This window comes from Streptomyces sp. NPDC031274 (genome assembly GCF_055570235.1).
This window is the reverse complement of the sequence record NZ_JBVIHP010000015.1, coordinates 100741-123925: the sequence shown is the minus strand read 5'-3', so window position 1 is coordinate 123925 and position 23185 is coordinate 100741. Positions and strand designations below refer to the sequence as shown.

Below are 23185 nucleotides of genomic sequence, written 5' to 3'. Positions count from 1 at the left end.
AGCCCACTTACACCCCCCCCCCCCCCCCTCCCCCACCCCCCCCCCCACCCCCCCCCCCCCCCCCCCCCCCCCCCCCCGCTCCGCACGCGTTTCCTGGTGACGCGCGGCCGGCGCGCGTGGTGTTCACCATCGAGGCGCCGGACCTCGGCAGGCTCCCGCCGGGCGCGGGAGGTCAGACGCAGACGCGCGCCCCGCTTGTCGTCCGCGTCGGCAGCGCGTCGGCGGCCTCGCGGACGGTGGCGCCGCCGCACGTGACGACGGTCACTCCATCATCTCTGCGTCGATGTCAACCGGATCGGCCCCGGCAGGCGTATGCCTACTGAAGCGAAAAAGATCCGGGAGTGGCCGTTGACCGTCGAGGAGTTCGAAAAGTTCTATGCGCAGACGGTCACGCGTCTCACGGGGCAGCTGTACGTCATGCTCGGCGACCTGCACGAGGCGCAGGACGTCGTGCAGGAGGCGTTCGTGCGGGGCTGGCGGCATCGGCGCCGCCTCGAACGTGACGGACAGCCCGAAGCGTGGATCCGCACCACCGCCTGGCGCCTCGCGGTGAGCCGCTGGCGCTTCGGGCGGCGTACCGCGGATGCCTGGCAGCGCAGCGGCGCACCGCCGGACACCGAGGGGCCAGGCCCCGAGGCGGTGGTGCTCGTGGACGCGCTGCGCACCCTGCCCGCCCAGCAGCGCCGCACGATGACCCTGCACTACCTGTGCGATCTGAGCGTCGAGCAGATCGCCGGTGAGACAGGCCTGTCCAGCGGCACGGTCAAGACCCATCTGTTCCGTGGGCGAGCCGCGCTGGCCGACCGCCTCAAGGATCTGCGTGTCGAGGAGGAGGCTTTCGATGCCTGAGCCGTACGACCCGTTGCGCTCGCTGTTCCATCAGGCCGCTGACCGCGGCCAGGCCCAGGCAGGGCCACTCCCGTTCGCGCGGATCGCCGAGCGCGGCAGGAAGGCGCAGCGCCGCCGACGCGCCGCGGTCGCGCTCGCCGCGTGCCTGGTGCTGGGGGCTGGTGGAGCGGCTGCCGCCACGCTGCTGCCGGGCGACCCGGCGCCGGTTCCCCCGGCGAACGCACCGTCCCAGCCCGCGCCGTCGCCGCTGGACACCGCCCCGCCGCCCACCTCGATGTCATCGACCTCTCCTCCGTCCGGCGAAGCCAGCAGCTCGGGCCCGCCCTCGCGCTGAGCCGCCGAGCACCGCGTACCCGGCTCTACGGCCGACTGCTCCGCACGCCCCTGTTCTGACACCCCGTGACCCGGCGGACCCCACCGGCCGATGCCGCATGCCCGCACCCACCCGGAAGTGCCCTTTATGTCGCCTTCTATATCCTCTTCGGTCACGCGGCCGTCCGAGCGCCCGACAGCCCCCGTACAGCCAGGCAACAAGCCGCCGCAGCGGCCCTCGTGGGCAGGACCGGACGGCCGTGCCACCCCGCCCGTCGGCCGCGCCGCCCTGCGCCTCTCGCCCGCCGACCGCGAAGTGCTGTGGCTGTACCTGCTGACCCGCCTGGCCGTCTGGATCACCGCCTACTGCGCCCGCTGGCTCTACCCCGCCAAGCCGGACACCCGGTACCCCGACAGCGTCCTCGCTCCCTTCGAGCACTGGGACTGGGCCCACTACGTGAACATCGCGCGCGATGGCTACTTCCCCGGCGGAGCCGGTCCCGCACTCAGTGACTGGGACAACCGGGAGGCCTTCTTCCCCGGCTTTCCGCTCCTGTTGCGCGCCGTCCACCTCGTGGTGCCGCACTGGACCGTGGCAGGACTGCTGATCTCCTTCTGCGCGGGGGCCGTCACGGTCCTCGCGCTGGCCAGGATCGCCCGCCTCCACCTGCGCCACCCGTCCGCCGGCCGGCGCGCCGCCCTGTTCCTGCTGCTTTCACCGTGTGCCGTGTTCCTGGCGATCGGCTACACCGAGGCTCTCTTCCTCGCCCTGGCGCTGCCCGCCTGGCTCGCGGCCCAGCGGCACAACTGGGCCCTCGCCGCCACCCTGGCAGCCCTGGCGAGCACCGTCCGTGTCACCGGGCTCTTCCTGGCCGCGGCCATCGCCCTGCACTTCGTGCTCACCTCCCGCACCCACCGGCGTTGGCGCTCGTCGCCCTGGCTGGCCCTGCCCGCGCTCCCGGCCGCCCTCTACAGCTGGTATCTGCACGCGCACACCGGTGACTGGATGGCCTGGCAGCACGCACAGGAACGCGGCTGGCACCGCGCCTTCCACACACCGTGGGAGGCGTGGTCCCGCACCTGGGACGCCGCGTTCTCCCACGTCCAGGCCACCGGGTACGCCGGTATGTTCCAGGCCGAGCTGCTGGCCATGGCCGTAGGCCTCCTCCTGCTCGCCCTGTTGATCCGGCGCCGCCGATGGCCCGAAGCCCTCTACCTCGCCCTCAACCTCTGGGCCCTCGGCACCTCGTACTGGTACATGTCCATCCCCCGCGCCACCCTCGTGTGGTGGCCGCTGTGGATCGCCCTGGCTGGCTGGAGCCTGCGCCGCCCACGGGTCACCACGGTCTGCCTGTGCCTGGGCGCCCCGCTCACGACGGTCGTCACCCTCACCTTCCTGACGGGGCGCTGGGCCGGATGAAACTCCTCGTGGCCTGGGTCAGGACGTCAGACCGTCGAGGGGTTCGGAGTCATCCACGAATGCGCGGGCCACGTCGGACAGACGGCGGTTGTGGGCGCGGGCGTAGCTGCGCAGAGTGATGAATGCCTGTTCCATGTCGATGTTGCGGCGTTCGGCGAGCTTGCCCTTGGCCTGTTCGATCAGTACGCGGCTGTTCAGCGCGGTCTGCAGTTGCTCGTTGAGGACCGTGGCGCGATGGGTGGACCGTTGCTGGAGGAGGCTGATGGTGGCGACGTCGGCCAGGGCCTGGGCGATGGGCATGCCGACCGGGTCGAAGGGGCCGGGAGCGGCGCGGAAGAGGTTGAGGGCGCCGACGACTTCGTCCCGTAGGCGCATCGGCAGCGCCTGGACCGCGCCGAACCCGTGGAGCTGGGCCTGGGCGGCGAAGCGAGGCCAGCGGGCGCTCTCCGCACCCAGGTCGGGAACGGTCACCGGCGTGCCGGTGCGGAAGCACTCCAGACAGGGGCCTTCGTCGTTCTGGAGCTGGAAGAGTTCCAGCAGGCGCACCTGTTCGTCGGAGGCGGCCATCACACGGAGTGCGCCGTCGCGGTCCGCGAGCAGCACTCCGGCGGCGCTCGCGCCCAGCATCCCCACACAGCGGTCGGTCAGCAGGCGCAGGAAGTCGATCAGGTCGAAGTCGGCGACCAGCGTGTCCGCGAGCTCGACGAAGGTCTTGGCCAGGAGTCGCTCATTCATTGTCAACACCCTTTATGCAGGCTAGTCCTGCCGGGAGCGGGCGGGAAGGGCGGCGGCATCGTGCGCCGCTCGGACCGGGCACGGGGCGTCAGGCACCCCCACCGGTCCGGGTCGGCTCCGCGTCAGGGGAGAAGCGGAGCCGACGGGCCACCACGTCGGCGGCCACGACGGTGAGCCGGAGCCCCTGGGCGTAGGCGTAGGCGCGCAGCCGGACGAAGGCTTCTTCGACACCGACGCCGAGCTGGACGATGAGCATGCCGGTGGCCTGGGAGATCTCCGCCCGGTACCCGCCCAGGTCCTCCATATGTCCCTCTGGTGCCCCGTCACCGGGTGGCCCGTCTGTCTCGTGGATCCGTGTGTCGAGCAGGACCAGCGTCGCGAGATCGGCGAAAGCCAGTGCGTCGGCCAGTTCTTCCCCGCTCAATCGGATCGGGACCTGGGCGTACAGGTCCAGAACCCCGGGGCTGATCGCCCCATTCTGCAGAGGGAGCGCGAAGACCGCGCGCGCTCCGGACACCAGCGCCGCATCAGCGAACACGGGCCAGCAGTGCTGCAGTTCACTGTCCCCCAGGTCGGGCGTCAGGACCGCGGAGCCGTGCGCGAAGGCATCCACACACGGCCCCTCGCCCAACATCAGCTGCAACTCCTCCAGGCGCTCACTGATGGAATCGGTACTGCACAAAGGATGGCTCGCGCTGGTCCGGGACATCGCCGAAAGACCGGCCCCGCCGACCGGAAGCGCGGCCACCGCCGCCGTGCACACGTCCATCACGCCGACCCGGGCACCATGTCGGGCCGCCTCCTCGGCGACCAGTACACGGATCCGGGACGACCGGCTGTGCGGTAAGGACATGACACCTCGTCCCCGAGACTTGCCGACGGAGCCATGGGGTGCGGCGGCCGGACCACCGGCTCCCCTGGGACGCTCCCGGCAAGGGTATACATTCGGCGGAGGCCGCGAACGGACGGTCCGGCAATCTGTCCGACGGGACACGGAACTGCCCCGTTCCCTCCAGGGGATGCAGCGGATGATCGGACGAAGAGGGTCCGTTCCCCGCAGTCATCTGTGGTGAGCAACATCAGGTCCGCCGGGGTCCAGGACGTCCGTACCTCACGATAGTCCCCCATCCCGCCCGAGAGGTGTCCGGAAGCCGCCTGTTCAAGGGCTGGACGTCGGCCAGGCGTCGCCGGACGGATCAGCTGAGCCGGTGGACCAGACCGTGAACAGGCCGGACGACATCAGGCAGAGCTCTGACGGTGCGTCAAGAAGGGCGGCAATTGGACAGCGTGAGACCTGAAAAACCACCCCCGCGGCCCCGCCCCATCGGTGACAGCATCGGCCGCACCTTCCAGAACATGTCCACGAAGGCAGCAGATCGAGGTCCTTCGATGACTGCGAACGGGGAGCGGCTGGACACCTGGTGATGGCCCGTCAGACCTGCCGACCAGCCGCACGGTGCTGAGGGCCTCGCGCCCGGCCGGTCGGGTGGGTCAGGGCCGGTTGTACCACTCGCACTCGAATGCCGTGGTCGTATCAAGGCAGATCCTGACGGACGCCGCCCCGCCGGGCACATTCGCAGGGAGCACGAAATTGAACTGGTATGTCACGTTGCACTGACGGCTGGTGCTCGAGGTGCCGAGTTCGTTGCCAGAGGCACCGTACGTGCTGAACCACACCCTGTTGCAGCCGACGGCCCGGTGTGTTCCAGCGGCCCCGACCGACCGGTCGTGCCAAGTCAGGGTGCCGCGGACGGAGCTGGCACCGATCGTGACGTCGAAAGCGGTGCTCGGGTAGGGGGCTGGTTGCGCGACGGCGGCGGGAGCGCCCAGCAAGGTGCCCGCGGTCAGCACGATGGAACCGAGGGCGGCGGTGAGATGAGTCTTCATGCGATCTCCAGGATGGGGACTACAGGACCCGGCCGCGGTCGCGTGCGGCATCAACCGGTTGAAGTGGAACAGACCGCTGCAGTGCTAGTGCAGGCCGTCGATGCAGTAGCCGGCGCGGTAACAGGTCTGTCCCTTGAGGTAGTTCTGGTTTTCGTCGGTCATGTAGACCCAGATGTTGTCGGACCCACCGACGACGTTCGCGGCAAGGGTGAAGTCCGCCGGCCCGGATCGATTGCACCAAGTGCTGCTGCTCCTGAAGTCCAGTGAGGTGCTGCCGGCGAACGCCCGCGCGTAGACCCGCCGACAATTGCTGGCCTTGAACGATGCGTCGATGCCGACCGACCGGTTGGACCAGCTGGCCGTGCCTTTGTAGTAGCTCGCCCCATACTCGATCGAGACGGTGGCGGCACCGGCGACGGCGGTCGCGGGTGTCGCCGCGAAGGCCATCCCGGCAACCGACGCGGCTGCGGTCACGGCCACGCCGACCTTCCTCGTGCGGCTCTTCACCTTCGATGCGTCCTTCAACCTCACCATGACAACCACTCCCAAGTTCGTCGAGTGCCGGATGCGCAACCTCACCGCCGTGCGGAGGCAACCGCCTCAGATCGGGCAGTGAACGTTGCTGCCGTTGTTCGGCAACACGACTCCACCACGCGGGGACCTCACGCCGGAAAGCATTCGAGCCGGTTCAAATCCATCGCGACGACTGCTAGCGTCGGGGCGGTGCTCACCCTGCGTGTAGACGCCGATACCGTGTCCAGGACACGGTTGGCGCCTTCCCCTGCTGCGGAGTCCATGGCGTGGCTGAGACTCACCGCCGCGTCGGGACGGCACCCGGTCTTCGGGGATCCTGGACCACTCGCCCGAGCATCACTTGCCCATCCCGACGTTGCCCTGCTCGTAGACCTGTTGCCGCAAAACGGCGACACCTACAGACCTGACCTGCTCACCCCTCAGCCGGGAACGGACGCACAGCGCCGTGACCTGATCGACGAGCAGATCGCGCACATCGAGGCCGTGGCGCAGGACGACCTCGAAACCCAGGTCTTCACCCACACCCGGACCCACTGGAACAGGCCGCTGCTGGCCGCCACCCGCCGGATCGCGGAGTCGGGGCGGATGCAGCGCCGTCTCGCCAACGGTCTCGCCCGGTTCTGGCGCGATACCTTGGCCGAGGGCTGGCCCGAACTGCGCTCGATCATCCACCAGGACATCGCCCGCCGCGCGACAGCCATCGCCACCCACGGCGTCGGCCGGACGCTCGGAGCACTCCACCCCGACATGGCCTGGGCAGGCGACGCGATCACCCTCGCCAAGCCGTGGGATGCCGAAATCGATGTCGCCGGCCGGGACCTGGTCCTCACCCCCAGCGTGCTCAGCCGGCCCGACGTCATCATCCAGGTCGACACCCCCGGGCAGTTCGTCTTCTACTACCCCGCCCAGCGGATCGGAGCCGACCGGGATCGCAGGTCCGGAAAGATCGCGCAAGTGGTCGGCAGCGCCCGAGCGGCCTTGCTGACGGACCTTGAAACCGCCCGGTCCACCGCGGAACTCGCCGCCCGAACCGGCTACACCCCGGGCACCGTCTCCTACCACCTCAGCGCCCTGCACCGCGCACGCCTCGTCACCAAGGTCAGAGACGGGCGCTACGTGTTGTACCAGCGGACCGCGCATGCGGCAGGACTCCTGGAAGAAGCCCATTGCGGTACTCGACGCCCCTCGCTCTGACGGTTACCCGCCGCTGAGTTGATGCGGTGGAGATCGAGTGTGTTACCCATACGCAATCCCGAGGGCAGGACAAGAGCCCTGGCCGATGGCAGGATGCACCGCAACCTGCGCAGCACACAGCGCTGTTGATCTCGCTCGCGCCCTGGTTCGAGCCTGCCCTGGAGGTCCTGTGCCCGCTCGTCCCCCGAAGTCCGTTCGTTCCCCGGTGGCTGCCATAGCCCTGACCACAGTCGCCGGCCTGCTGATGGCGGGCTGCACCAGCACCAAGTCCGACAGCGACGGCGACAAGGGCGCCTCGGGGATCAAGCTCGTCTCGTCCGGCAAGATCAAGACCTGCACGCATCTGCCCTATCCGCCGTTCCAGTCGAAGAAGGACGGCAAGATCGTCGGCTTCGACGTGGATCTGGTCGACCTGGTCGCCAAGGAACTGGGGGTCGAGCAGGAGATCGTCAACACACCCTTCGAGGGCATCGAAACCGGCCAGGACTTCAACATCCGCAAGTGCGACCTGGCCGCCGCAGGCATGACGATCACCGACGAGCGCGACAAGGTCATGGACTTCTCGGACCCCTACTTCAACGCCACCCAGGCGCTGATCACCAAGAAGGGGCAGCCCTACAAGACCTTCGAGGATCTCAAGGGCAAGAAGCTCGGCTACCAGAAGGCCACCACCGGCGGCATCTACGCCAAGAAGGAGAGCAAGGGCCTCGACATGGAGCTCGTGGAGTACGAGGACGTCGGCTTGCTGCTCACGGCGGTCAAGGCCGGCAAAGTCGACGCGGGCATCAACGACAACGGCGTGCTCTTCGAATACATCAAGGACAACCCGGACACCGAGGTGACCGCGGAGTTCGACACCGGTGAGAAGTACGGCATCGGCTTCCGCACGGGCAACGACTCACTGCGCACGAAGGTCAACAAGGTCCTCAAGGAGGCCCGGACCGACGGTAGTTACGACAAGATCTACAAGAAGTGGTTCGGTACCACTCCGCAGAGCTGACCTCGAGCATTCAAACAGCTGACCAGAGGAGTTCTGCACGTATGTCCATGTCCCGACGGCGGCGGGCACGGTTGTTCCGCGGCGTCCAGTACGCCGTGCTGTTCATCGCCATAGCCGTGATCGCGCTGGTGGCCGACTGGGGGAAACTCCGCCAGGCGTTCTTCGACGTGGAGATCGCCAAGGCGCTGTTCCCCGAGGTGATCACCACCGCGCTGGTCAACACCGCCTACTACACGCTGCTCGGCTTCGGCTTCGGCCTGGGGCTCGGCATCGTCCTTGCGCTGATGCGGCTGTCCACGGTGCCTCCGTACCGCTGGATCGCGATCGCCTATATCGAGTTCTTCCGCGGCGTTCCCTCCCTCCTTGTGTTCATCGCGCTCGGCTTCGGTGTGCCGCTGGCCTTCGAGGTCGCGCTCGACATGGACATCACGGTGATGCTGTCTCTGGGACTGGTGGGCGCCGCCTATATGGCCGAGACGATCCGCGCGGGCATTCTGGCGGTGCCCAAGGGGCAGACGGAGGCGGCCCGTTCGCTGGGCATGTCAGCGGGGCGTGCGATGGTGTCGATCGTGATGCCGCAGGCGTTCCGGATCGTGCTGCCGCCGCTGACCAACGAGCTGATCCTGCTCACCAAGGACTCCTCGCTGGTGTATCTGCTCGGCCTCTCGCTCGGCCAGTTCGAGCTGGCCAACTTCGGCCGGGACGCGCTGAACGAGCACAAGAGCCTGACCCCGATCCTGATCGCCGGACTGCTGTATCTCGTCATCACCCTCCCGCTGGGCCATCTGGTGCGGCGGCTCGAGGCCCGTACGGCGAAAGCCAGGTGAGCACCATGAAGTTGGACAAGGAACCCGACGCGCCCGCACCTTCGGGGCAGGCGATCGAGGTGCGCGAGCTGCGCAAGTCGTTCGGCGATCTGGAAGTGCTCAAGGGCATCGACCTCACGGTCGGGCGCGGTGACGTGGTCTGTGTCATCGGCCCTTCGGGCTCCGGCAAGTCGACCCTGCTGCGCTGCGTCAATCTCCTGGAAGAGCCCACGTCGGGCAGGGTGACGGTGGCCGGCACGGAGGTCACCGACCCCGATGTGGACATCGATCGCGTACGCCGTCGGATCGGCATGGTCTTCCAGTCCTTCAACCTCTTCCCGCACCTCACGGCGCTGCAGAACCTGACCATCGCGCAGCGCCGTGTGCTGCGGCGCGGCAAGGAGGATGCGGAGCGCATCGCGCGGGCCAACCTCGCGCGGGTGGGCCTCGTCGACAAGGAGCAGTCCTATCCGGCGCAGCTCTCCGGCGGCCAGCAGCAGCGGGTCGCGATCGCTCGGGCGCTGTCCATGGACCCCGAGTTGATGCTCTTCGACGAGCCGACTTCCGCGCTCGACCCCGAACTGGTCGGGGACGTACTCGCGGTGATGCGCTCGCTCGCCCAGGAGGGGATGACGATGCTGGTCGTCACCCATGAGATGAGCTTCGCGCGCGAGGTCGCCGACCGGGTGGTCTTCATGGACGACGGAGTGATCGTCGAGGAGGGCACGCCCGAACGTGTGGTGGGCGACCCGCAGCACGAGCGGACCCGGACGTTCCTGGCGCGCGTACTCGATCCTGCGGCGGCGGAGATGGGCGAGGTCCCGGACACAGGACCGCACGAGAAGCGCGTGGACCGCTGAGTGCACCTCAGAGGCTTGCAGTCGCTTTGACCTGCTGAAACGAAGCCTCTGAGGGCAGGTGGAGAGCCTGCTCGCCGGGGTACACGATGGCGGGGAAGGTCTTCGGGTCGAAGGCGTGCCGATGTACAGTGAGGAACGCCCTTGACCTGCACAAAGCAGGCAGGGAGCCATCCTTCCAGGAGTGCCTCATGCTGCGCACCATGTTCAAGTCCAAGATCCACCGCGCCACGGTCACCCAGGCCGACCTCCACTACGTCGGCTCGGTCACCATCGACGCCGACCTCCTCGACGCCGCCGATCTGCTGCCGGGTGAACTCGTGCACATCGTCGACATCACCAACGGTGCCCGCCTGGAGACGTACACCATCGAGGGCGAGCGCGGCAGCGGTGTCATCGGCATCAACGGCGCGGCGGCGCACCTCGTGCACCCCGGCGACAGGGTGATCATCATCAGCTACGCCCAGGTCGACGACGTAGAGGCACGCACCCTGCGGCCCAAGGTCGTGCACGTCGACGGCGAGGACAACCGCATCGTGGCCCTCGGCGACGACGCGGCCGCGCCGGTGCCGGGTGCTCGCGACATGGCACGTAGCCCGCAGGCCGCGCACGAACTCCAGGAGAGCCGATGACACTCGCCCTGCTGCACACATCGCCCGTGCACGTCCCCGTCTTCGAGGGGCTGCGGGACCAGGACCATCCGGGGTTCGTCCTGCGGCACCTGGTCCACGAGGACCTGCTCGCGCGGGCCCGTGCCGAAGGTCCTGACGCGGTGGCCGACGACATCCAGGAACTGCTCGTACGGGCCGTCGCCGAAGGGGCGAGTGTCGTGCTCTGCACCTGCTCGACGATCGGTGCCGTCGCCGAGGCCCGCGCCGCCGCCGTCGGTGTGCCCCTCGTGCGGGTCGACCGGCCCATGGCGGCCGCGGCCGTGGCCGCGGCGCGGGCTGTGGCCGTCGTCGCCACCCTGGAGAGCACCCTGGGCCCGACCCGCGCCCTCGTCGAGGACGAGGCGGCCCGCGCGGGGCGGCCCGTCGACGTCACGACGGTCCTGGTGGACGGCGCCTGGGAGCGGTTCGAAGCCGGTGACCGGGAAGGCCACGCACGCCTGATCGCGGACGCCGTCGACGCCCTGGACGGCGTCGACTCCGTCGTCCTCGCCCAGGCGTCCATGGCGGAAGCGGCGGATAGCGCCTCGCTCCCCGTGCCCGTCATCTCCAGCCCGCGCCCCGGACTGCGCGCGGCCGTTCTCCGGTGCGTCGCGGACGCCAAGTCGTAGGCTGATCGCGGGAGGTGAACGACAGCTCGCCTCCCGCGTAGCCCTTCGACTTCACAGGAGCGGACATGGCGCAGCAGGACGAAGAAGCCGTGATAAGTCCCACTGGCTGGGTGGCCGACCAGGCCCGGCTGTACGAGGAGTCGGGCGGCACGAAGGGCACCGGGGTGCAGGGTGTCACCTGCCTGCTGCTCGACTACCGCGGACGGCGCACGGGGCAGTTGCGCCGCACCGTACTGATCTACGGCCGCGACGGCGACGACTACCTCGTCGTGGCCTCGAACGGCGGAGCCGACGAGCACCCCCTGTGGTACCGCAACCTCGTCGACGAGCCCGACGTACGGCTCCGCGTAGGCACCGAGGAGCGGTTCGCCGCCCGTGCGGAGACCCTGTCGGCCGAGGACAAGGCCAGGGTCTGGCCGGGCCTCGTCGAACTGTTCGCCCCCTACGCGGACTATCAGGCCAAGACGGATCGCGACATTCCCGTCGTGCGGCTCCGCCGCACCCAGGGCTGAGGTCGGACGGCACCGGGACGCGTTAACTCGGCAGGCGTGGGCACGCGAGGCGGGAGAGAGTGGACACGACCGATCTCCGACTCGATGGAGGAGACATGACCGTCCCGTACCCCGACCCCGTGCCGCCGAGCCCGATCCCCGACCCGGGCGGACCGAGCCCGGTGCCCGACCCCGAGCGCCCCACGCCCGGACCGGGCCCCGGGCCCGTGCCGCGTCCCACGCCGGATCCGCCGCCCACCCCGCTCCCGCCCCCGGGACCGGAGCCCGAGACCGAGCCGAAGCCGGTCTGACGGCGGACGGCAGTCCTACGACAGGCCCTAGGCCCGCACCTCCGAGCGGTCCCCGCCCCACAGGGTGTGGAACGAACCCTCGCGGTCCGTACGCCGATAGGTGTGCGCACCGAAGTAGTCCCGCTGCCCCTGCGTGAGCGCGGCGGGCAGCCGGTCGGCGCGCAGCGCGTCGTAGTACGCGAGGGCCGCCGAGAAGCCCGGCGTGGGGACACCCTGCCGGGTGGCCGCGACCAGGACGGCGCGCCAGTCGTCCTGGGCCGCGCCGATCTCTTGCGCGAACGTCTTGTCCGAGAGCAGGCTCGGCAGATCCGCGCGCGTGTCGTACGCGGCGCGGATGCGGTCGAGGAAGGCGGCGCGGATGATGCAGCCGCCGCGCCAGATGGCGGCGACCGCGCCCAGGTCGATGTCCCAGCCGTACTCCTCGCTGCCCGCGGCGATCTCGTGGAAGCCCTGTGTGTACGACACGATCTTCGAGGCGTACAGCGCCTGCTCGACCTGGTCGGCGAACGCCGCGGCCTCGGACTCGTTCAGCGGACGTGCCGTCGGGCCCGCCAAGTCCTGTGACGCCGCGCGCAGTTCGGAGTGGCCGGAGAGGGAGCGGGCGAACACCGCCTCCGCGATGCCCGACACCGGAACACCCAGGTCGAGGGCGATCTGCACGGTCCAGCGGCCCGTGCCCTTCTGCTCGGCCTGGTCCTGGACGACGTCCACGAACGGCTTGCCCGTCGCGGCGTCCACGTGCTTGAGGACCTCCGCCGTGATCTCGATCAGATACGAGTCCAGGCGGCCGGTGTTCCAGGTGCGGAAGATGTCCGCGATCTGCGCGGGGGAGTAGCCCGCCACATCGCGAAGGAGCTGATACGCCTCGGCGATCAGCTGCATGTCCGCGTACTCGATGCCGTTGTGCACCATCTTCACGAAGTGCCCCGCGCCGTCCGCGCCGACGTGGGTGACGCACGGCGCGCCGTCCTCGGCCTTCGCCGAGATCTTCTCCAGCATCGGACCGAGCGAGGCGTACGACTCGGGGGAGCCGCCCGGCATGATGCTCGGGCCGAGCAGCGCGCCCTCCTCGCCGCCCGAGACGCCCGTGCCGACGAAGTGGATGTCCTGCTCGCGCAGTTCACGCTCACGGCGCCGGGTGTCCGCGAAGTGCGCGTTGCCGCCGTCGACGATCATGTCGCCCGGCTCCAGGAGCGGGGCGAACTCCTTGATGACGGCGTCCGTGGACTCGCCCGCCTTCACCATGATGACGAGGCGGCGCGGGCGCTCGAGGGCCGCGACGAACTCCTCGGCGGTCCCGGCGGAGATGAAATCGCCCTCGTGGCCGAACTCCTCGACCAACGCCTTGGTCTTGGCCGCCGTGCGGTTGTGGACGGCGACGGTGTAGCCGTTGCGGGCGAAGTTGCGGGCCAGATTGCGCCCCATGACCGCGAGGCCCGTGACACCGATCTGGGCTGACGTGCTGCTCATGCCGTGGCTCCTGGAAGTGGAAGTGCCGCCTGTGTTCGCCAGTATTGCCCCGCGGCGTAGCGTGACATTCCGACACTGTGTCCGACGAAGGAGCCGCCCGTGCCCCATTTCGACATGCCGCTCGACGAACTGCGCCGCTACCGGCCTGATGTGAACGAGCCCGAGGATTTCGACGCCTTCTGGGAGAAGACCCTTTCGGCGGCACGTGAGCACGACCTGGACGCGCGCTTCGTTCCCGTCCAGACGCACCTGAGCACGGTCGACGTGTTCGACGTGACGTTCGCGGGGTTCGGCGGTCACCCCGTCAAAGGTTGGCTGATACTGCCCGCCGGGACGACCGAGCCGCTGCCCGCCGTCGTCGAGTACATCGGCTACGGCGGCGGCCGTGGTCTCCCGCACGAGCGTCTGCTGTGGTCGGCGGCCGGCTTCGCGCACTTCGTGATGGACACCCGGGGCCAGGGCAGTGGCGGTTCGGCGGGCGACACCCCCGACCCGGTCGGCAGCGGGCCCGCCTACCCCGGCTACATGACGCGCGGCATCGAGGACCCCCACGAGTACTACTACCGGCGCGTCTTCACCGACGGCGTCCGGGCCGTCGAGGCGGCCCGGACACATCCCCTGGTGGACTCCTCGCGTGTCGCCGCGGTCGGCGGCAGCCAGGGCGGCGGGATCACGCTCGCCGTCGGCGGGCTCGTCCCCGACCTGGCGGCGATCGCGCCCGACGTACCGTTCCTGTGCGACTTCCCGCGCGCCACGACCCTCACCGACCGGCCGCCGTACCGCGAGATCGCCCTCTACATGAAGGCGAAGCGCGGCTGCGAGGAACGCGTCTTTCGTACGCTCTCGTACTTCGACGGCGTGCACTTCGCCGCGCGCGGCACGGCGCCCGCGCTCTTCTCGACGGCTCTCGAGGACCTGACGTGCCCGCCGTCCACCGTGTTCGCGGCCCACAACTCCTATACGGGGTCGGAGCGTTCGATGGAGGTGTACTCCTTCAACGATCATGAAGGCGGTGGCCCCTACCAGCAGAGTGTTCAACTCCGTTGGCTCCCGGAGCACTTGAAGGGCTGACCGGCGCGGGGCCCTCTTGGTCGCGCGCCCTTGTCATGGTTGGGTCGGACGGGCTAACTTGCCGCCTTGTCGTGTGTCTGACGTGACTGAGATGTGTGTGACTGAGGGGGCTCCCATGGCCGTACGCGGTCGGCACCGCCGGTATCAGCCGAACCGGATCAACCGCGCGTCGTTGACCGTCACGGCGGGTGGCGCCGGAATGGCGCTCCCGCTGATCGCCACGGGCACGGCGCACGCGGCCGACGCCGACACCTGGAACAAGGTCGCGGCCTGCGAGTCCACCAGCAACTGGAGCATCAACACCGGAAACGGCTTCTACGGCGGCCTCCAGTTCACGCAGTCCACCTGGGCGGCGTACGGCGGCACCGCCTACGCCCCGCGCGCCGACCGCGCCACCAAGGACCAGCAGATAGCCGTCGCCGAGAAGGTCCTCAAGGCACAGGGCCCCAGGGCCTGGCCGGTCTGCTCGGAGCGGGCGGGTCTGACGCGGGGCGGCGACGCGCCCGACGTCAAGCCGATGGGCGGCCACAAGGCGGAGCCCAAGACCCCCCAGCGCAAGGCCAAGGACGTCAAGCCGGAAGTGACCCCGCAGTCCACCGCGGGCCGCGGCCAGATGTACACGGTCGTCCGCGGCGACACCCTCTCCGGGATCGCCGACGAGCGCCGGGTCAGCGGCGGCTGGCGGCAGTTGTACGAGGCCAACCGCAAGGCCATCGGCGGCGACCCCGACCTGATCACGCCGGGCCAGCGGCTCGCTCTGCAGGCCTCGCAGAAGAAGGCCGACCAGCAGAAGGCCGCGCCCAAGCCGCGGACCGAGGCGAAGCAGCGGGCCGAGCCGAAGCCGAAGGCCGAGCCGAAGAAGGCGAAGGCCGAGCCCGGCAGGGCGAAGCCCGCCCAGGCGTCGCAGGGCTTCTCCGCGCCCGTGGCGGCCTCGCCGAGCACCCCGTACCGCGCGGCGGGCGGATCCTGGTCCAAGGGCTACCACACGGGAGTCGACTTCCCCGTGGCCACCGGAACCTCGGTGAAGTCCGTCGGCGCGGGCACGGTGGTCTCGGCCGGCTGGGGCGGTTCGTACGGCTACGAAGTGGTGATCCGGCACGCCGACGGCAAGTACTCCCAGTACGGCCACCTCTCGGCGCTCACCGTGAAGACCGGGCAGAAGGTGGGCGCGGGGCAGCGCATCGCGCGCTCGGGGTCCACCGGAAACAGCACGGGCCCGCATCTGCACTTCGAGGTGCGGACCGGACCCGGATTCGGCTCCGACGTCGACCCGCTCGCCTATCTGCGGGCCAAGGGCGTCCGGCTCTGAGAGCTCCTGAAAGACCGAAGCCCCTGGGGGATCTCCCCCAGGGGCTTCAGGACGTGCGGGCCGACTCGGTTCAGGAGCCGATGTGCTCGCGGCCGTGGCGGAACGGCACCCGTCGGTGCGACCCGGTCGGGAGCTGGGAGGGGACCGCACGGAGTTCGTCGGCACGCAGTTCGTCGGCGTGCGGCTCGACGGGCACGGCGTCCGGCGCCACCGGACCGCCCTTGGCGACCGGGACCGTCGGTGCCGGAGCGCCCTGCGCCGCGCCGATCCGCTCCGTGGTCAGCAGGATCAGACCGCCCGCAGCGACGACGCCGAAGCCCAGGGCGACGGCTGTACCCGCCGTGCCGTAGCGGAACGATTCTCCGAAGAGCGTGAGGCCCACCGCGGCCGCCACGACCGGATTCACGACCGTCACCGTCGACAGCGGCGCCGCCAGGCCCGCGCCCCGGTACGAGGCCTGCGAGATCAGCACACCGGCCGCGGCCAGGACGGTGATCACGGCGAGGCTGGGGATCTGATGCGTCAGGGACACGTCCGCATCCAGGTCCACCGCCACCGTCTTGGTGAACACCGAGGCGATACCGAAGGCGACGCCCGCCGCACCGGCGAGCAGCACGCTGCGCACCACCGGATGCCGGTGCACCGCGTGCGCCACGACGATGAGCGCCACCACGGCGCCCGCCGTCATCAGACCCACCATGAGCCGCTCTGCGCTGTTCAGGGACTGCGCGTCGGCCGACCGCGTCAGCGAGAGCAGCCCGGCGAGTCCCACGGTCGCCATGATCGCGCCGCGCCAGGCGGTGGCCCCCGCCTTGCGGCGGACGAAGAGGGCGGCCATCGGCAGGGCGAAGACGATGGTCAGGGCGCCGAGCGGCTGCACGAGGCTCAGCGGCCCGTACGCGAGCGCCACCACGTGAAGCAGCGCACCGAGTCCGTTCAGCCCGATGGCGACCCACCACGCGCCGCGACGCAGCGGGGCGTACCGCCGCTCCGGCGTGCTCACGGCGACGCGCTCCTGGAGAATGGCCCCGCCCGCGTACGCCACGGCGGAGACGAGGGAGAGCAGCACGGCGAGCGTGAGGGCACTCATGAGGTGCTCCACGGCTTGCGATGCGCCCCCTGGTGGGCCCGGGGCGTCCGGTGCGGCGAACGGTCGGCTTCCATACCCCCTACGATCTCGCGGATTTCGCTCCACGTCGTCGTACCTCAGCAGGCATTGGGTCCTACTGCCGATGGAGTACTGCCGGGGAGATGTCCTCCCCCGGGTGGGTTACGCAATGGTTCGTTGGATCATCCAGAATTTCGAAAATTCGTGCGTGAGGGCCCTTCAGGACGCCCTCATCCAGGCCACTGGACGCGGCGTGGGCGCGCCCGCGCACCTCTCGTGGACACCCGTCCTTCTACGCCGCTACCGACCCCTCCAGTGCCCGTCTGCGGACTTACGGTAATGCCGTCTGACCTGGGATTTTGTGATACTCGGCAGTATTCTCGACCCTCGTGGAAAGGGGTCCGGATGCACCGGAACATACGCACTGTCGACGACGTCCTGAAGCTCATGGACGGCCTGTTCGCGCCAGAAGCAGACCGGTGGACCTCGGACGCGGCAAGCTGGTGGGACGGTTTCTACACCGATCGCGAGCGGCCGGTCCCGTTCTTCGTGGCGAAACCGGACGAGAACCTCGCCTCGTACGTCGACCGGGGCCTGCTCACCCCGGGCCGGGCCCTCGATCTGGGCTGCGGTCCCGGCCGTAACGCGCTGTATCTGGCCTCCCTGGGGTTCCAGGTGGACGCCGTCGACCTCTCCCCGGCGGCCGTCTCCTGGGCCGAGGAGCGGGCCCGCGAGGCCGGGGCGGACATCCATTTCCACTGCGGCGACGCCTTCGCCCTCGCGGAAGCCGAGCTGAGCGGCCCCTACGACCTGATCCACGACTCGGGCTGCTTCCACCACCTGCCGCCCCACCGCCGTATCAGCTACCTCTCCCTGCTCGACCGCGCCCTCGCCCCCGGCGGCCACCTCGCCCTCACCAGCTTCGCCGCCGGAGACGCGGGCTCCGGCTCCGAGCTGCCCGACGCGGACTTCTACCGCGCGTCCGCACTCCAGGGCGGCCTGGCCTACACACCGGAGTCCCTGCGCTGGATCTTCTCCGACCTCACGGAGGTCGAACTGCGGCGCATGCGCGACGAACCGGCCGACTCCGCGTACTTCGGCGAGCCCTTCCTGTGGACGGCCCTGTTCCGCCGGGACGCCTAGGCTCTGCTGTCGTGAAAGCCCCTCTCGACCTGACAGAAGTCGCGTCCGTCGGCGGATTCTTCGCCCTGCGTACAGGGGCGCCGCCGGGCGGCGCCCGGGTGGCGCCCCTGGCGCGGGTGTACGCGGGGGACGACGGGCCCCTCGCGTTCCGCGTCGACAAGGTCGCCGGCCGCCTCGGCGCACCCGATCTGCGGATCGGGGTCTCCGTGGCGCAGCTGGGGCTCGCGGCGCGGCTGTGGTCCGTGGCGCTCGGTTCGGCCGCGCTGTACGGCGAAGTACCGGACCTCGACGCGGCGTTGCTGCACTGGGACGCGGACGGAAGCACCCCCGACGACCTGTGGCTGACGGACGTGACGACGCGGCCCGGCGATGCCGCGAGCATCCGCGACGTCGTACAGCTCGGTCATCTGGCGCCCCTGGCCGACGCCCTGCGCACGCGGTACCGGATCTCCACACCTCTGCTGTGGGGCAACGCGGGCTCAGCGCTCGCGGGCGCGGCCCGCGAGCTGGACACCTGGGCGCGGCGCACGGGGCGTACCGAAGCGGGGGAGCGCGCCAGGGCGCTGGCAGCCGAACTCTTCGACCACCCCGACCTGCGCGGCACCGGAACCCTGAGCGGCACAGCGTTCCGGCGGCGCAGCTGCTGCCTCTACTACCGATGCCCGGGCGGCGGTCTGTGCGGCGACTGTTGCTTCGAGCGAGCTCCCCGCCGCCGTACGTCAAGCACGTGACAGGACCGAGGTCACACCAAGCCCCCGTTGGCTCGCAGGACCTGGCCGTTCACCCAGTGCCCTGCCGTGCTGGTGAGGAAGGCGACCACCTGGGCGATGTCCTCCGGGGTGCCGAGACGCTCCAGGGGCGGGGTCTTGGCGAGCTGGTCGATCTGCTCGGGAGTCTTGCCCTCCATGAACAGGTCCGTGGCTGTGGGGCCGGGGGCGACGGTGTTGACGGTGATGTCCCGCCCGCGCAGCTCGCGGGCGAGGATCAGCGTGAGCGACTCGACGGCTGCCTTGCTCGACGCGTACGCACCGTAGGCAGGGAACTGCGTGCCGACCACGGAGGTCGAGAACCCCACGAACGAGCCGCCCGCGCGCAGTCGCCGTGCGGCCTGCTGGGCGACGACGAAGGTGCCGCGGATGTTGGTGCGGTGCAGGGAGTCGAGCACCGCCAGGTCGAGGTCGGCGACGGTCGACAGAGCGAGTCGGCCGGCGCAGTTCACCACGGCGTCCACGCCGCCGAACTCCTGCTCCGCCCGGTCGAACAACGCGGCGACCGCGTGCTCGTCCGCCACGTCCGCCCGCACTGAGACCGCCCGCCCGCCGGTGGCGGTGATCGCCGCCACCGTCTCGTCGGCGGCAGCCGCGTCGCGGGCGTAGTTCACCACGACGGCAAGGCCGTGCCGGGCGAGCTCGAGTGAGACCGCCCGGCCGATGCCGCGTGATCCGCCGGTGACGACGGCGACCCGCTCGGCCGCCGGAGAGGGGGTGGTGGTGTGGTGGTTCGTAGTCATGTCCTCCACGGTGCGCCGCACCGGACGGCGGAGCCAGGGGATGTCATCCCCTGTGTCGGTGACCAGGCCGGACGCAGAATGGCAGGCATGAGTTCTGCGAAATACACCGAGCTGGGAGCTTTCCTGCGTTCGCGGCGTGCACGCATCCGCCCGGCCGATGTCGGATTCGTCCAGGGGCCCCGGCGCCGGGTGCCCGGGCTGCGCCGCGATGAGGTGGCCCAGCTCGCCGGCGCGTCGGTGGACTACTACAACGAACTCGAACGCGGCGCCGGATCCCAGCCCTCCGAGCAGATGATCGCCGCCCTTGCGAGGGCGCTGCGCCTGACCGCTGACGAGCGCGACTACCTCTATCACCTGGCCGACCGCCCGGTGCCCGCGCACGGCGGTCCGGCCTCGCACGTCCACCCCGGCATGCTCGACCTGCTCACCCGTCTGACATCGACACCCGCACAGGTCATCACCGACCTGCACGTCACCCTGGTACAGAACCCGCTGGCGGTGGCGCTGCTCGGGGACCACTCCGGCCTCCGGGGCGCTCGGGCCAGCTTCGTCCACCGGTGGTTCACCGACCCCGACGCCCGGCAGTTGTATCCCGAAGCCGACCATGAGGGTCAGTCCCGGGCCTTCGTCGCCGACCTGCGGGCGGCTGCCGCCAGACGCGATGCCAAAGACACCGAAGCAGGCTCGATGATCAGCTCGCTGCTCGACGCCTCACCCGAATTCGCCGCCCTGTGGGCCGACCACGACGTGGCGTTCCGGCGCGACGACCGCAAACGCCTCAACCACCCCGCAGTGGGCCTGATCGAGGTCAACTGCCTCAACCTGTTCAGCGAGGACGGGCGGCAGCGGCTGCTCTGGTTCACCCCCGCCGTCGGCACCGAAAACGCCGGTCTCCTCGACCTGCTCGCCGTCCTCGGGACCCAAGAAGTCACCGGACCGACAGGCTGACGAGGAAGCAGGCCGGTCCAGCGGACGGCACAAGAGAAAGGGCAAGAAGATCTCTCTCCTTACCCTTCTCAACGTATAGCGCACCGGGGGGCTTGCGGCAAGACCCGGGTGGTGGCGCAAAATCCTCGACCTGGGCCACAACCTGCGGAAATGAGGTGCCGGTGATTCGATCGGCCAGTGCAGCGCAACGGGACACGCAACGGGACACGACTGCCTCGGAGGCATCGCGATGATCGAGCAGTACGTGTGGGAACTTCAGGAGGCCGACGAGACGCAGGTCGCGGTCGTCGGCGGCAAGGGCGCGCACCTGGGCGGCCTTTCGCGGATCGAAGGCATCCGCGTACCGACCGGTTTCTGCGTGACGACGGACGCCTTCCGGCGGATCATGGCGCAAGAGCCGTCGATCGACGACCGGCTCGATCAGCTGTCGCGCCTTGACCCGGACGACCGGGAGGCGGTCCGCACGCTCAGCGCGCAGATCCGCCGGACCATCGAGACGATCGCCGTCCCGGGCGACATCGCGGCGTCGATCACCCGCGCGCTGGCCAGGATCGGCGAGCAGGCCGCCTACGCCGTCCGGTCCAGCGCGACGGCGGAGGACCTGCCGACGGCTTCCTTCGCAGGCCAGCAGGACACGTACCTGAACGTCGTGGGGCCGACGGCAGTGCTTGAGCACGTCAGGCGGTGCTGGGCCTCGCTGTTCACCGAGCGGGCCGTGACCTACCGCGAGAGGAACGGCATCGACCACCGTACGGTCCACATGGCCGTGGTCGTGCAGCAGATGGCCTTCCCGCATGCGGCCGGCATCCTCTTCACGGCCGACCCCGTCACGGGCAACCGGAAGGTCGCCACCGTGGACGCCGGCTTCGGCCTCGGCGAGGCGCTGGTCTCCGGCCTGGTGAACCCGGACGTCTTCAAGGTGCGACACGGCGAAGTCGTCGCCAAGACGATCGCCGCCAAACAGCGTGCCGTGCACGCCCTGCCGACCGGCGGTACGCGGGAAGTGGCGATCGACGCGCGGCGGCAGGAGGAGCCGGCGCTGACGGATGAGCAGGTCGTACGGCTCGTGCGGCTCGGGCGGCGCATCGAAGCGCACTTCGGCCGCCCGCAGGACATCGAATGGTGTCTGGTCGATGACGACTTCCAGATCGTTCAGAGTCGGCCGATCACGACGCTGTTCCCCGTCCCCGAGATCGGCGATCAGGAGAATCACGTCTACCTGTCCGTCGGTCATCAGCAGATGATGACCGACCCCATGAAGCCCCTGGGGATCTCCATGTGGCAGCTGACGGCCATGGCGCCGATGCTCGAGGCCGGTGGGAGGCTGTTCGTCGACGCCACCCGGCGCCTGGCCGCGCCCGCGAGCCGCGCCGGCTTCCTGGACCTCGTAGGGAGATCCGATCCGCTGATCAGGGACGCGCTGGAGACCGTCATCGACCGCGACGACTTCGTCCCGTCGCTCCCGGACGCGGGTCCCGGCGGGCCACCGGTCCGCGGCGCTTCCGCTCCGGTCGAGACCGATCCGGCCGTCGTCACCGAGCTGATCGAGCGCAGCCAGAAGTCCGTCGCCGCTCTGGAGCGCGACATCCGGACGAAGACCGGACCGGCGCTGTTCGACTTCCTCACCGAGGCCTTCGAGGAGCACAAGCGAGTCCTCGGCGATCCGCTGAACATGCAGGCGATCATGGCGGGGATGGAGGCCACGTGGTGGCTCAACGACAAGCTCCAGGAGTGGCTCGGCGAGAAGAACGCGGCTGACACGCTCACTCTGTCCGCCCCCGGCAACATCACGTCGGAGATGGGCCTCGCGCTGCTCGACGTCGCGGACGTGGTCCGCCCGAAGGCGGAGGTGGTGGCGTTCCTGCGGGGTGTCGAGTCCGTCGAGGACACGACCTTCCTGGACGAGCTGGCGAAGGTCGCGGGCGGGACCGAGGCGCGCGATGCCATCGAGGCCTACCTCGATCGGTACGGCATGCGCTGCGCGGGCGAGATCGACATCACGAGGCCGCGTTGGCGCGAGCACCCCACCACACTCGTACCCGCGATCCTCGACAACGTGCGGAACTTCGAGCCGGGCGCCGCCGAGCGGCGCTTCGAGGAAGGGCGGCGGAAGGCGCAGAAGAAGGAACAGGACGTGCTGTCGCGCTTGCGGGACCTGCCGGACGGGGAGCGGAAAGCCGAAGATACCCAGCGGATGATCGACCGGGTCCGCACCTTCATCGGCTACCGGGAATACCCGAAGTACGGCATCGTCAGCCGCTACTTCGTCTACAAGCAGGCCCTGTTGGCGGAGGCCGAGCGCCTCGTGCGGGCCGACGTGCTTCCTGAGAAGGAGGACATCTTCTACCTCACGTTCCAGGAGCTGCACGACATCGCGCGCTCGAACCAGGTGGATGACGGGCTCATTCAGCGGCGCAAGGACGCGTTCCGTTCGTACCACGCGCTCACGCCGCCCCGGGTCCTCACATCGGACGGCGAGGCCGTCACCGGGGCGTACCGGCGTGACGACGTACCCGCCGGGGCCCTGGTCGGCCTCCCGGTCTCCGCCGGGACCATCGAGGGGAGGGCCCGCGTCGTCCTCGACATGGCGGAGGCCGATCTCGAATCGGGCGACATCCTGGTCACGACCTTCACGGACCCCAGCTGGTCGACGCTGTTCGTCGGCATCGCGGGCCTGGTGACGGAGGTGGGCGGCCTGATGACCCATGGCGCGGTGATCGCCCGGGAGTACGGCTTGCCGGCCGTCGTGGGCGTGGACCAGGCCACTCGTCTCATCCGGGACGGGCAGCGGATCCGTGTGCACGGAACCGACGGGTATGTCGAGATTCTGTCTTGACCGAACGCGCCGAGAAGGTCCTTCGGCGGCGTCCGGCCAGAGGTCGGTGCGGGGCTCTTCCCCGCCGGGCGCTTCTGGGTGACCATGTGGGGGCGGGCGACCGACCGCTGGGGTG

The 23185-nt window shown here is 69.8% G+C and carries 24 protein-coding genes; 17 read left to right on the top strand and 7 right to left on the bottom strand.

From position 1 onward, the window contains the following. The first annotated feature begins 348 nt into the window (after nt 1-348). The 3 genes from ACZ5CR_RS23960 to ACZ5CR_RS23950 all read left to right on the top strand — a co-directional run bounded on the left by ACZ5CR_RS23960 (nt 349) and on the right by ACZ5CR_RS23950 (nt 2581). Nucleotides 349-849 carry a SigE family RNA polymerase sigma factor gene (locus tag ACZ5CR_RS23960; protein ID WP_468860560.1) on the top strand — a complete coding sequence of 167 codons (501 nt, stop codon included), beginning with the start codon at nt 349-351 and terminating at the stop codon, nt 847-849. Next, nucleotides 842-1183 (top strand): hypothetical protein, encoded by a 342-nt coding sequence (locus tag ACZ5CR_RS23955; RefSeq protein WP_468860557.1) that lies wholly within the window; start codon nt 842-844, stop codon nt 1181-1183. Before ACZ5CR_RS23960 ends, ACZ5CR_RS23955 begins: the two co-directional genes overlap by 8 nt. Nucleotides 1184-1309: 126 nt before the next feature. Beyond that, nucleotides 1310-2581 (top strand): mannosyltransferase family protein, encoded by a 1272-nt coding sequence (locus tag ACZ5CR_RS23950; protein ID WP_468860554.1) that lies wholly within the window; start codon nt 1310-1312, stop codon nt 2579-2581. Nucleotides 2582-2599: 18 nt separating this feature from the next. Here the strand turns inward: ACZ5CR_RS23950 and ACZ5CR_RS23945 are convergent, their stop codons facing one another. The 4 genes from ACZ5CR_RS23945 to ACZ5CR_RS23930 form a co-directional block, all read right to left on the bottom strand. After that, nucleotides 2600-3316, bottom strand: coding sequence for an ANTAR domain-containing protein (locus tag ACZ5CR_RS23945; protein ID WP_468860552.1), 717 nt, complete (start codon nt 3314-3316; stop codon nt 2600-2602). Between the two features lie 88 nt (nt 3317-3404). Further along, complete coding sequence (locus ACZ5CR_RS23940; RefSeq protein ID WP_468860549.1) at nt 3405-4169, bottom strand: ANTAR domain-containing protein; 765 nt, start codon at nt 4167-4169, stop codon at nt 3405-3407. Between the two features lie 638 nt (nt 4170-4807). Further along, complete coding sequence (locus tag ACZ5CR_RS23935) at nt 4808-5203, bottom strand: hypothetical protein (RefSeq protein ID WP_468860547.1); 396 nt, start codon at nt 5201-5203, stop codon at nt 4808-4810. Nucleotides 5204-5287: 84 nt separating this feature from the next. Then, nucleotides 5288-5737, bottom strand: coding sequence for a hypothetical protein (locus ACZ5CR_RS23930; protein WP_468860545.1), 450 nt, complete (start codon nt 5735-5737; stop codon nt 5288-5290). A 375-nt stretch (nt 5738-6112) separates the two neighbouring features. Here ACZ5CR_RS23930 and ACZ5CR_RS23925 point away from each other — a divergent pair, with 375 nt between their 5' ends. The 8 genes from ACZ5CR_RS23925 to ACZ5CR_RS23890 all read left to right on the top strand — a co-directional run bounded on the left by ACZ5CR_RS23925 (nt 6113) and on the right by ACZ5CR_RS23890 (nt 11675). Beyond that, entirely contained in the window at nt 6113-6931 is an 819-nt protein-coding gene (locus tag ACZ5CR_RS23925) for a helix-turn-helix domain-containing protein (RefSeq protein WP_468860542.1), read from the top strand. Nucleotides 6932-7175: 244 nt separating this feature from the next. After that, nucleotides 7176-7931 carry an ABC transporter substrate-binding protein gene (locus ACZ5CR_RS23920; protein WP_468860754.1) on the top strand — a complete coding sequence of 252 codons (756 nt, stop codon included), beginning with the start codon at nt 7176-7178 and terminating at the stop codon, nt 7929-7931. Between the two features lie 41 nt (nt 7932-7972). Beyond that, complete coding sequence (locus ACZ5CR_RS23915; protein WP_468860539.1) at nt 7973-8758, top strand: amino acid ABC transporter permease; 786 nt, start codon at nt 7973-7975, stop codon at nt 8756-8758. Nucleotides 8759-8763: 5 nt separating this feature from the next. After that, nucleotides 8764-9597, top strand: a complete 834-nt coding sequence (locus ACZ5CR_RS23910) for an amino acid ABC transporter ATP-binding protein (protein WP_468860536.1) — start codon at nt 8764-8766, stop codon at nt 9595-9597. A 188-nt stretch (nt 9598-9785) separates the two neighbouring features. Further along, a complete protein-coding gene (gene panD / locus ACZ5CR_RS23905; RefSeq protein WP_468860533.1) occupies nt 9786-10226 on the top strand; it encodes an aspartate 1-decarboxylase in 441 nt (146 codons plus the stop codon). After that, nucleotides 10223-10873 carry an aspartate/glutamate racemase family protein gene (locus tag ACZ5CR_RS23900; RefSeq protein ID WP_468860531.1) on the top strand — a complete coding sequence of 217 codons (651 nt, stop codon included), beginning with the start codon at nt 10223-10225 and terminating at the stop codon, nt 10871-10873. Before panD ends, ACZ5CR_RS23900 begins: the two co-directional genes overlap by 4 nt. 65 nt (nt 10874-10938) lie before the next feature. Beyond that, complete coding sequence (locus ACZ5CR_RS23895) at nt 10939-11385, top strand: nitroreductase family deazaflavin-dependent oxidoreductase (RefSeq protein WP_468860528.1); 447 nt, start codon at nt 10939-10941, stop codon at nt 11383-11385. A 95-nt stretch (nt 11386-11480) separates the two neighbouring features. After that, on the top strand, nt 11481-11675 hold the full coding sequence (locus ACZ5CR_RS23890; RefSeq protein ID WP_363314625.1) for a hypothetical protein: 195 nt from the start codon (nt 11481-11483) through the stop codon (nt 11673-11675). A 27-nt stretch (nt 11676-11702) separates the two neighbouring features. Here the strand turns inward: ACZ5CR_RS23890 and gndA are convergent, their stop codons facing one another. Next, nucleotides 11703-13145, bottom strand: coding sequence for an NADP-dependent phosphogluconate dehydrogenase (gndA, locus tag ACZ5CR_RS23885; protein ID WP_468860524.1), 1443 nt, complete (start codon nt 13143-13145; stop codon nt 11703-11705). A 99-nt stretch (nt 13146-13244) separates the two neighbouring features. Here gndA and ACZ5CR_RS23880 point away from each other — a divergent pair, with 99 nt between their 5' ends. Both ACZ5CR_RS23880 and ACZ5CR_RS23875 read left to right on the top strand, forming a co-directional pair. Continuing rightward, nucleotides 13245-14216, top strand: coding sequence for an acetylxylan esterase (locus tag ACZ5CR_RS23880; protein ID WP_468860521.1), 972 nt, complete (start codon nt 13245-13247; stop codon nt 14214-14216). A 115-nt stretch (nt 14217-14331) separates the two neighbouring features. After that, complete coding sequence (locus tag ACZ5CR_RS23875) at nt 14332-15525, top strand: transglycosylase family protein (RefSeq protein WP_468860519.1); 1194 nt, start codon at nt 14332-14334, stop codon at nt 15523-15525. Between the two features lie 70 nt (nt 15526-15595). On the opposite strand, the gene ACZ5CR_RS23870 is transcribed toward ACZ5CR_RS23875, so the two are convergent. After that, complete coding sequence (locus tag ACZ5CR_RS23870) at nt 15596-16615, bottom strand: DMT family transporter (protein WP_468860516.1); 1020 nt, start codon at nt 16613-16615, stop codon at nt 15596-15598. A 423-nt stretch (nt 16616-17038) separates the two neighbouring features. Between ACZ5CR_RS23870 and ACZ5CR_RS23865 the strand changes: the two genes are divergently transcribed. Both ACZ5CR_RS23865 and ACZ5CR_RS23860 read left to right on the top strand, forming a co-directional pair. Further along, nucleotides 17039-17776, top strand: a complete 738-nt coding sequence (locus tag ACZ5CR_RS23865; protein WP_468860514.1) for a class I SAM-dependent methyltransferase — start codon at nt 17039-17041, stop codon at nt 17774-17776. Nucleotides 17777-17787: 11 nt separating this feature from the next. Beyond that, the gene (locus tag ACZ5CR_RS23860) at nt 17788-18507 is read left to right on the top strand and encodes a (2Fe-2S)-binding protein (protein ID WP_468860512.1); all 720 of its coding nucleotides are present in this window, start codon (nt 17788-17790) and stop codon (nt 18505-18507) included. A gap of 11 nt (nt 18508-18518) precedes the next feature. Here the strand turns inward: ACZ5CR_RS23860 and ACZ5CR_RS23855 are convergent, their stop codons facing one another. Beyond that, a complete protein-coding gene (locus ACZ5CR_RS23855; protein ID WP_468860509.1) occupies nt 18519-19286 on the bottom strand; it encodes an SDR family oxidoreductase in 768 nt (255 codons plus the stop codon). A gap of 78 nt (nt 19287-19364) precedes the next feature. Here ACZ5CR_RS23855 and ACZ5CR_RS23850 point away from each other — a divergent pair, with 78 nt between their 5' ends. Together ACZ5CR_RS23850 and rph are read left to right on the top strand one after the other, a co-directional pair. Next, the gene (locus ACZ5CR_RS23850; RefSeq protein ID WP_468860507.1) at nt 19365-20234 is read left to right on the top strand and encodes a helix-turn-helix transcriptional regulator; all 870 of its coding nucleotides are present in this window, start codon (nt 19365-19367) and stop codon (nt 20232-20234) included. A gap of 229 nt (nt 20235-20463) precedes the next feature. Beyond that, entirely contained in the window at nt 20464-23070 is a 2607-nt protein-coding gene (gene rph, locus ACZ5CR_RS23845) for a rifamycin-inactivating phosphotransferase (RefSeq protein ID WP_468860505.1), read from the top strand. The last annotated feature ends 115 nt before the right edge of the window (nt 23071-23185 follow it).

Coding starts and splice junctions, on each gene's coding strand:
- ACZ5CR_RS23945 (WP_468860552.1), bottom strand. CDS start 3,316: ATGAATGAGCGACTCCTGGCCAAGACCTTCGTCGAGCTCGCGGACACG.
- ACZ5CR_RS23875 (WP_468860519.1), top strand. CDS start 14,332: ATGGCCGTACGCGGTCGGCACCGCCGGTATCAGCCGAACCGGATCAAC.
- ACZ5CR_RS23900 (WP_468860531.1), top strand. CDS start 10,223: ATGACACTCGCCCTGCTGCACACATCGCCCGTGCACGTCCCCGTCTTC.
- ACZ5CR_RS23855 (WP_468860509.1), bottom strand. CDS start 19,286: ATGACTACGAACCACCACACCACCACCCCCTCTCCGGCGGCCGAGCGG.
- ACZ5CR_RS23930 (WP_468860545.1), bottom strand. CDS start 5,737: ATGGTGAGGTTGAAGGACGCATCGAAGGTGAAGAGCCGCACGAGGAAG.
- ACZ5CR_RS23910 (WP_468860536.1), top strand. CDS start 8,764: ATGAAGTTGGACAAGGAACCCGACGCGCCCGCACCTTCGGGGCAGGCG.
- ACZ5CR_RS23850 (WP_468860507.1), top strand. CDS start 19,365: ATGGCAGGCATGAGTTCTGCGAAATACACCGAGCTGGGAGCTTTCCTG.
- ACZ5CR_RS23915 (WP_468860539.1), top strand. CDS start 7,973: ATGTCCATGTCCCGACGGCGGCGGGCACGGTTGTTCCGCGGCGTCCAG.
- ACZ5CR_RS23865 (WP_468860514.1), top strand. CDS start 17,039: ATGCACCGGAACATACGCACTGTCGACGACGTCCTGAAGCTCATGGAC.
- ACZ5CR_RS23950 (WP_468860554.1), top strand. CDS start 1,310: ATGTCGCCTTCTATATCCTCTTCGGTCACGCGGCCGTCCGAGCGCCCG.
- ACZ5CR_RS23955 (WP_468860557.1), top strand. CDS start 842: ATGCCTGAGCCGTACGACCCGTTGCGCTCGCTGTTCCATCAGGCCGCT.
- ACZ5CR_RS23890 (WP_363314625.1), top strand. CDS start 11,481: ATGACCGTCCCGTACCCCGACCCCGTGCCGCCGAGCCCGATCCCCGAC.
- panD (WP_468860533.1), top strand. CDS start 9,786: ATGCTGCGCACCATGTTCAAGTCCAAGATCCACCGCGCCACGGTCACC.
- ACZ5CR_RS23870 (WP_468860516.1), bottom strand. CDS start 16,615: ATGAGTGCCCTCACGCTCGCCGTGCTGCTCTCCCTCGTCTCCGCCGTG.
- ACZ5CR_RS23920 (WP_468860754.1), top strand. CDS start 7,176: ATGGCGGGCTGCACCAGCACCAAGTCCGACAGCGACGGCGACAAGGGC.
- ACZ5CR_RS23895 (WP_468860528.1), top strand. CDS start 10,939: ATGGCGCAGCAGGACGAAGAAGCCGTGATAAGTCCCACTGGCTGGGTG.
- ACZ5CR_RS23935 (WP_468860547.1), bottom strand. CDS start 5,203: ATGAAGACTCATCTCACCGCCGCCCTCGGTTCCATCGTGCTGACCGCG.
- rph (WP_468860505.1), top strand. CDS start 20,464: ATGATCGAGCAGTACGTGTGGGAACTTCAGGAGGCCGACGAGACGCAG.
- ACZ5CR_RS23940 (WP_468860549.1), bottom strand. CDS start 4,169: ATGTCCTTACCGCACAGCCGGTCGTCCCGGATCCGTGTACTGGTCGCC.
- gndA (WP_468860524.1), bottom strand. CDS start 13,145: ATGAGCAGCACGTCAGCCCAGATCGGTGTCACGGGCCTCGCGGTCATG.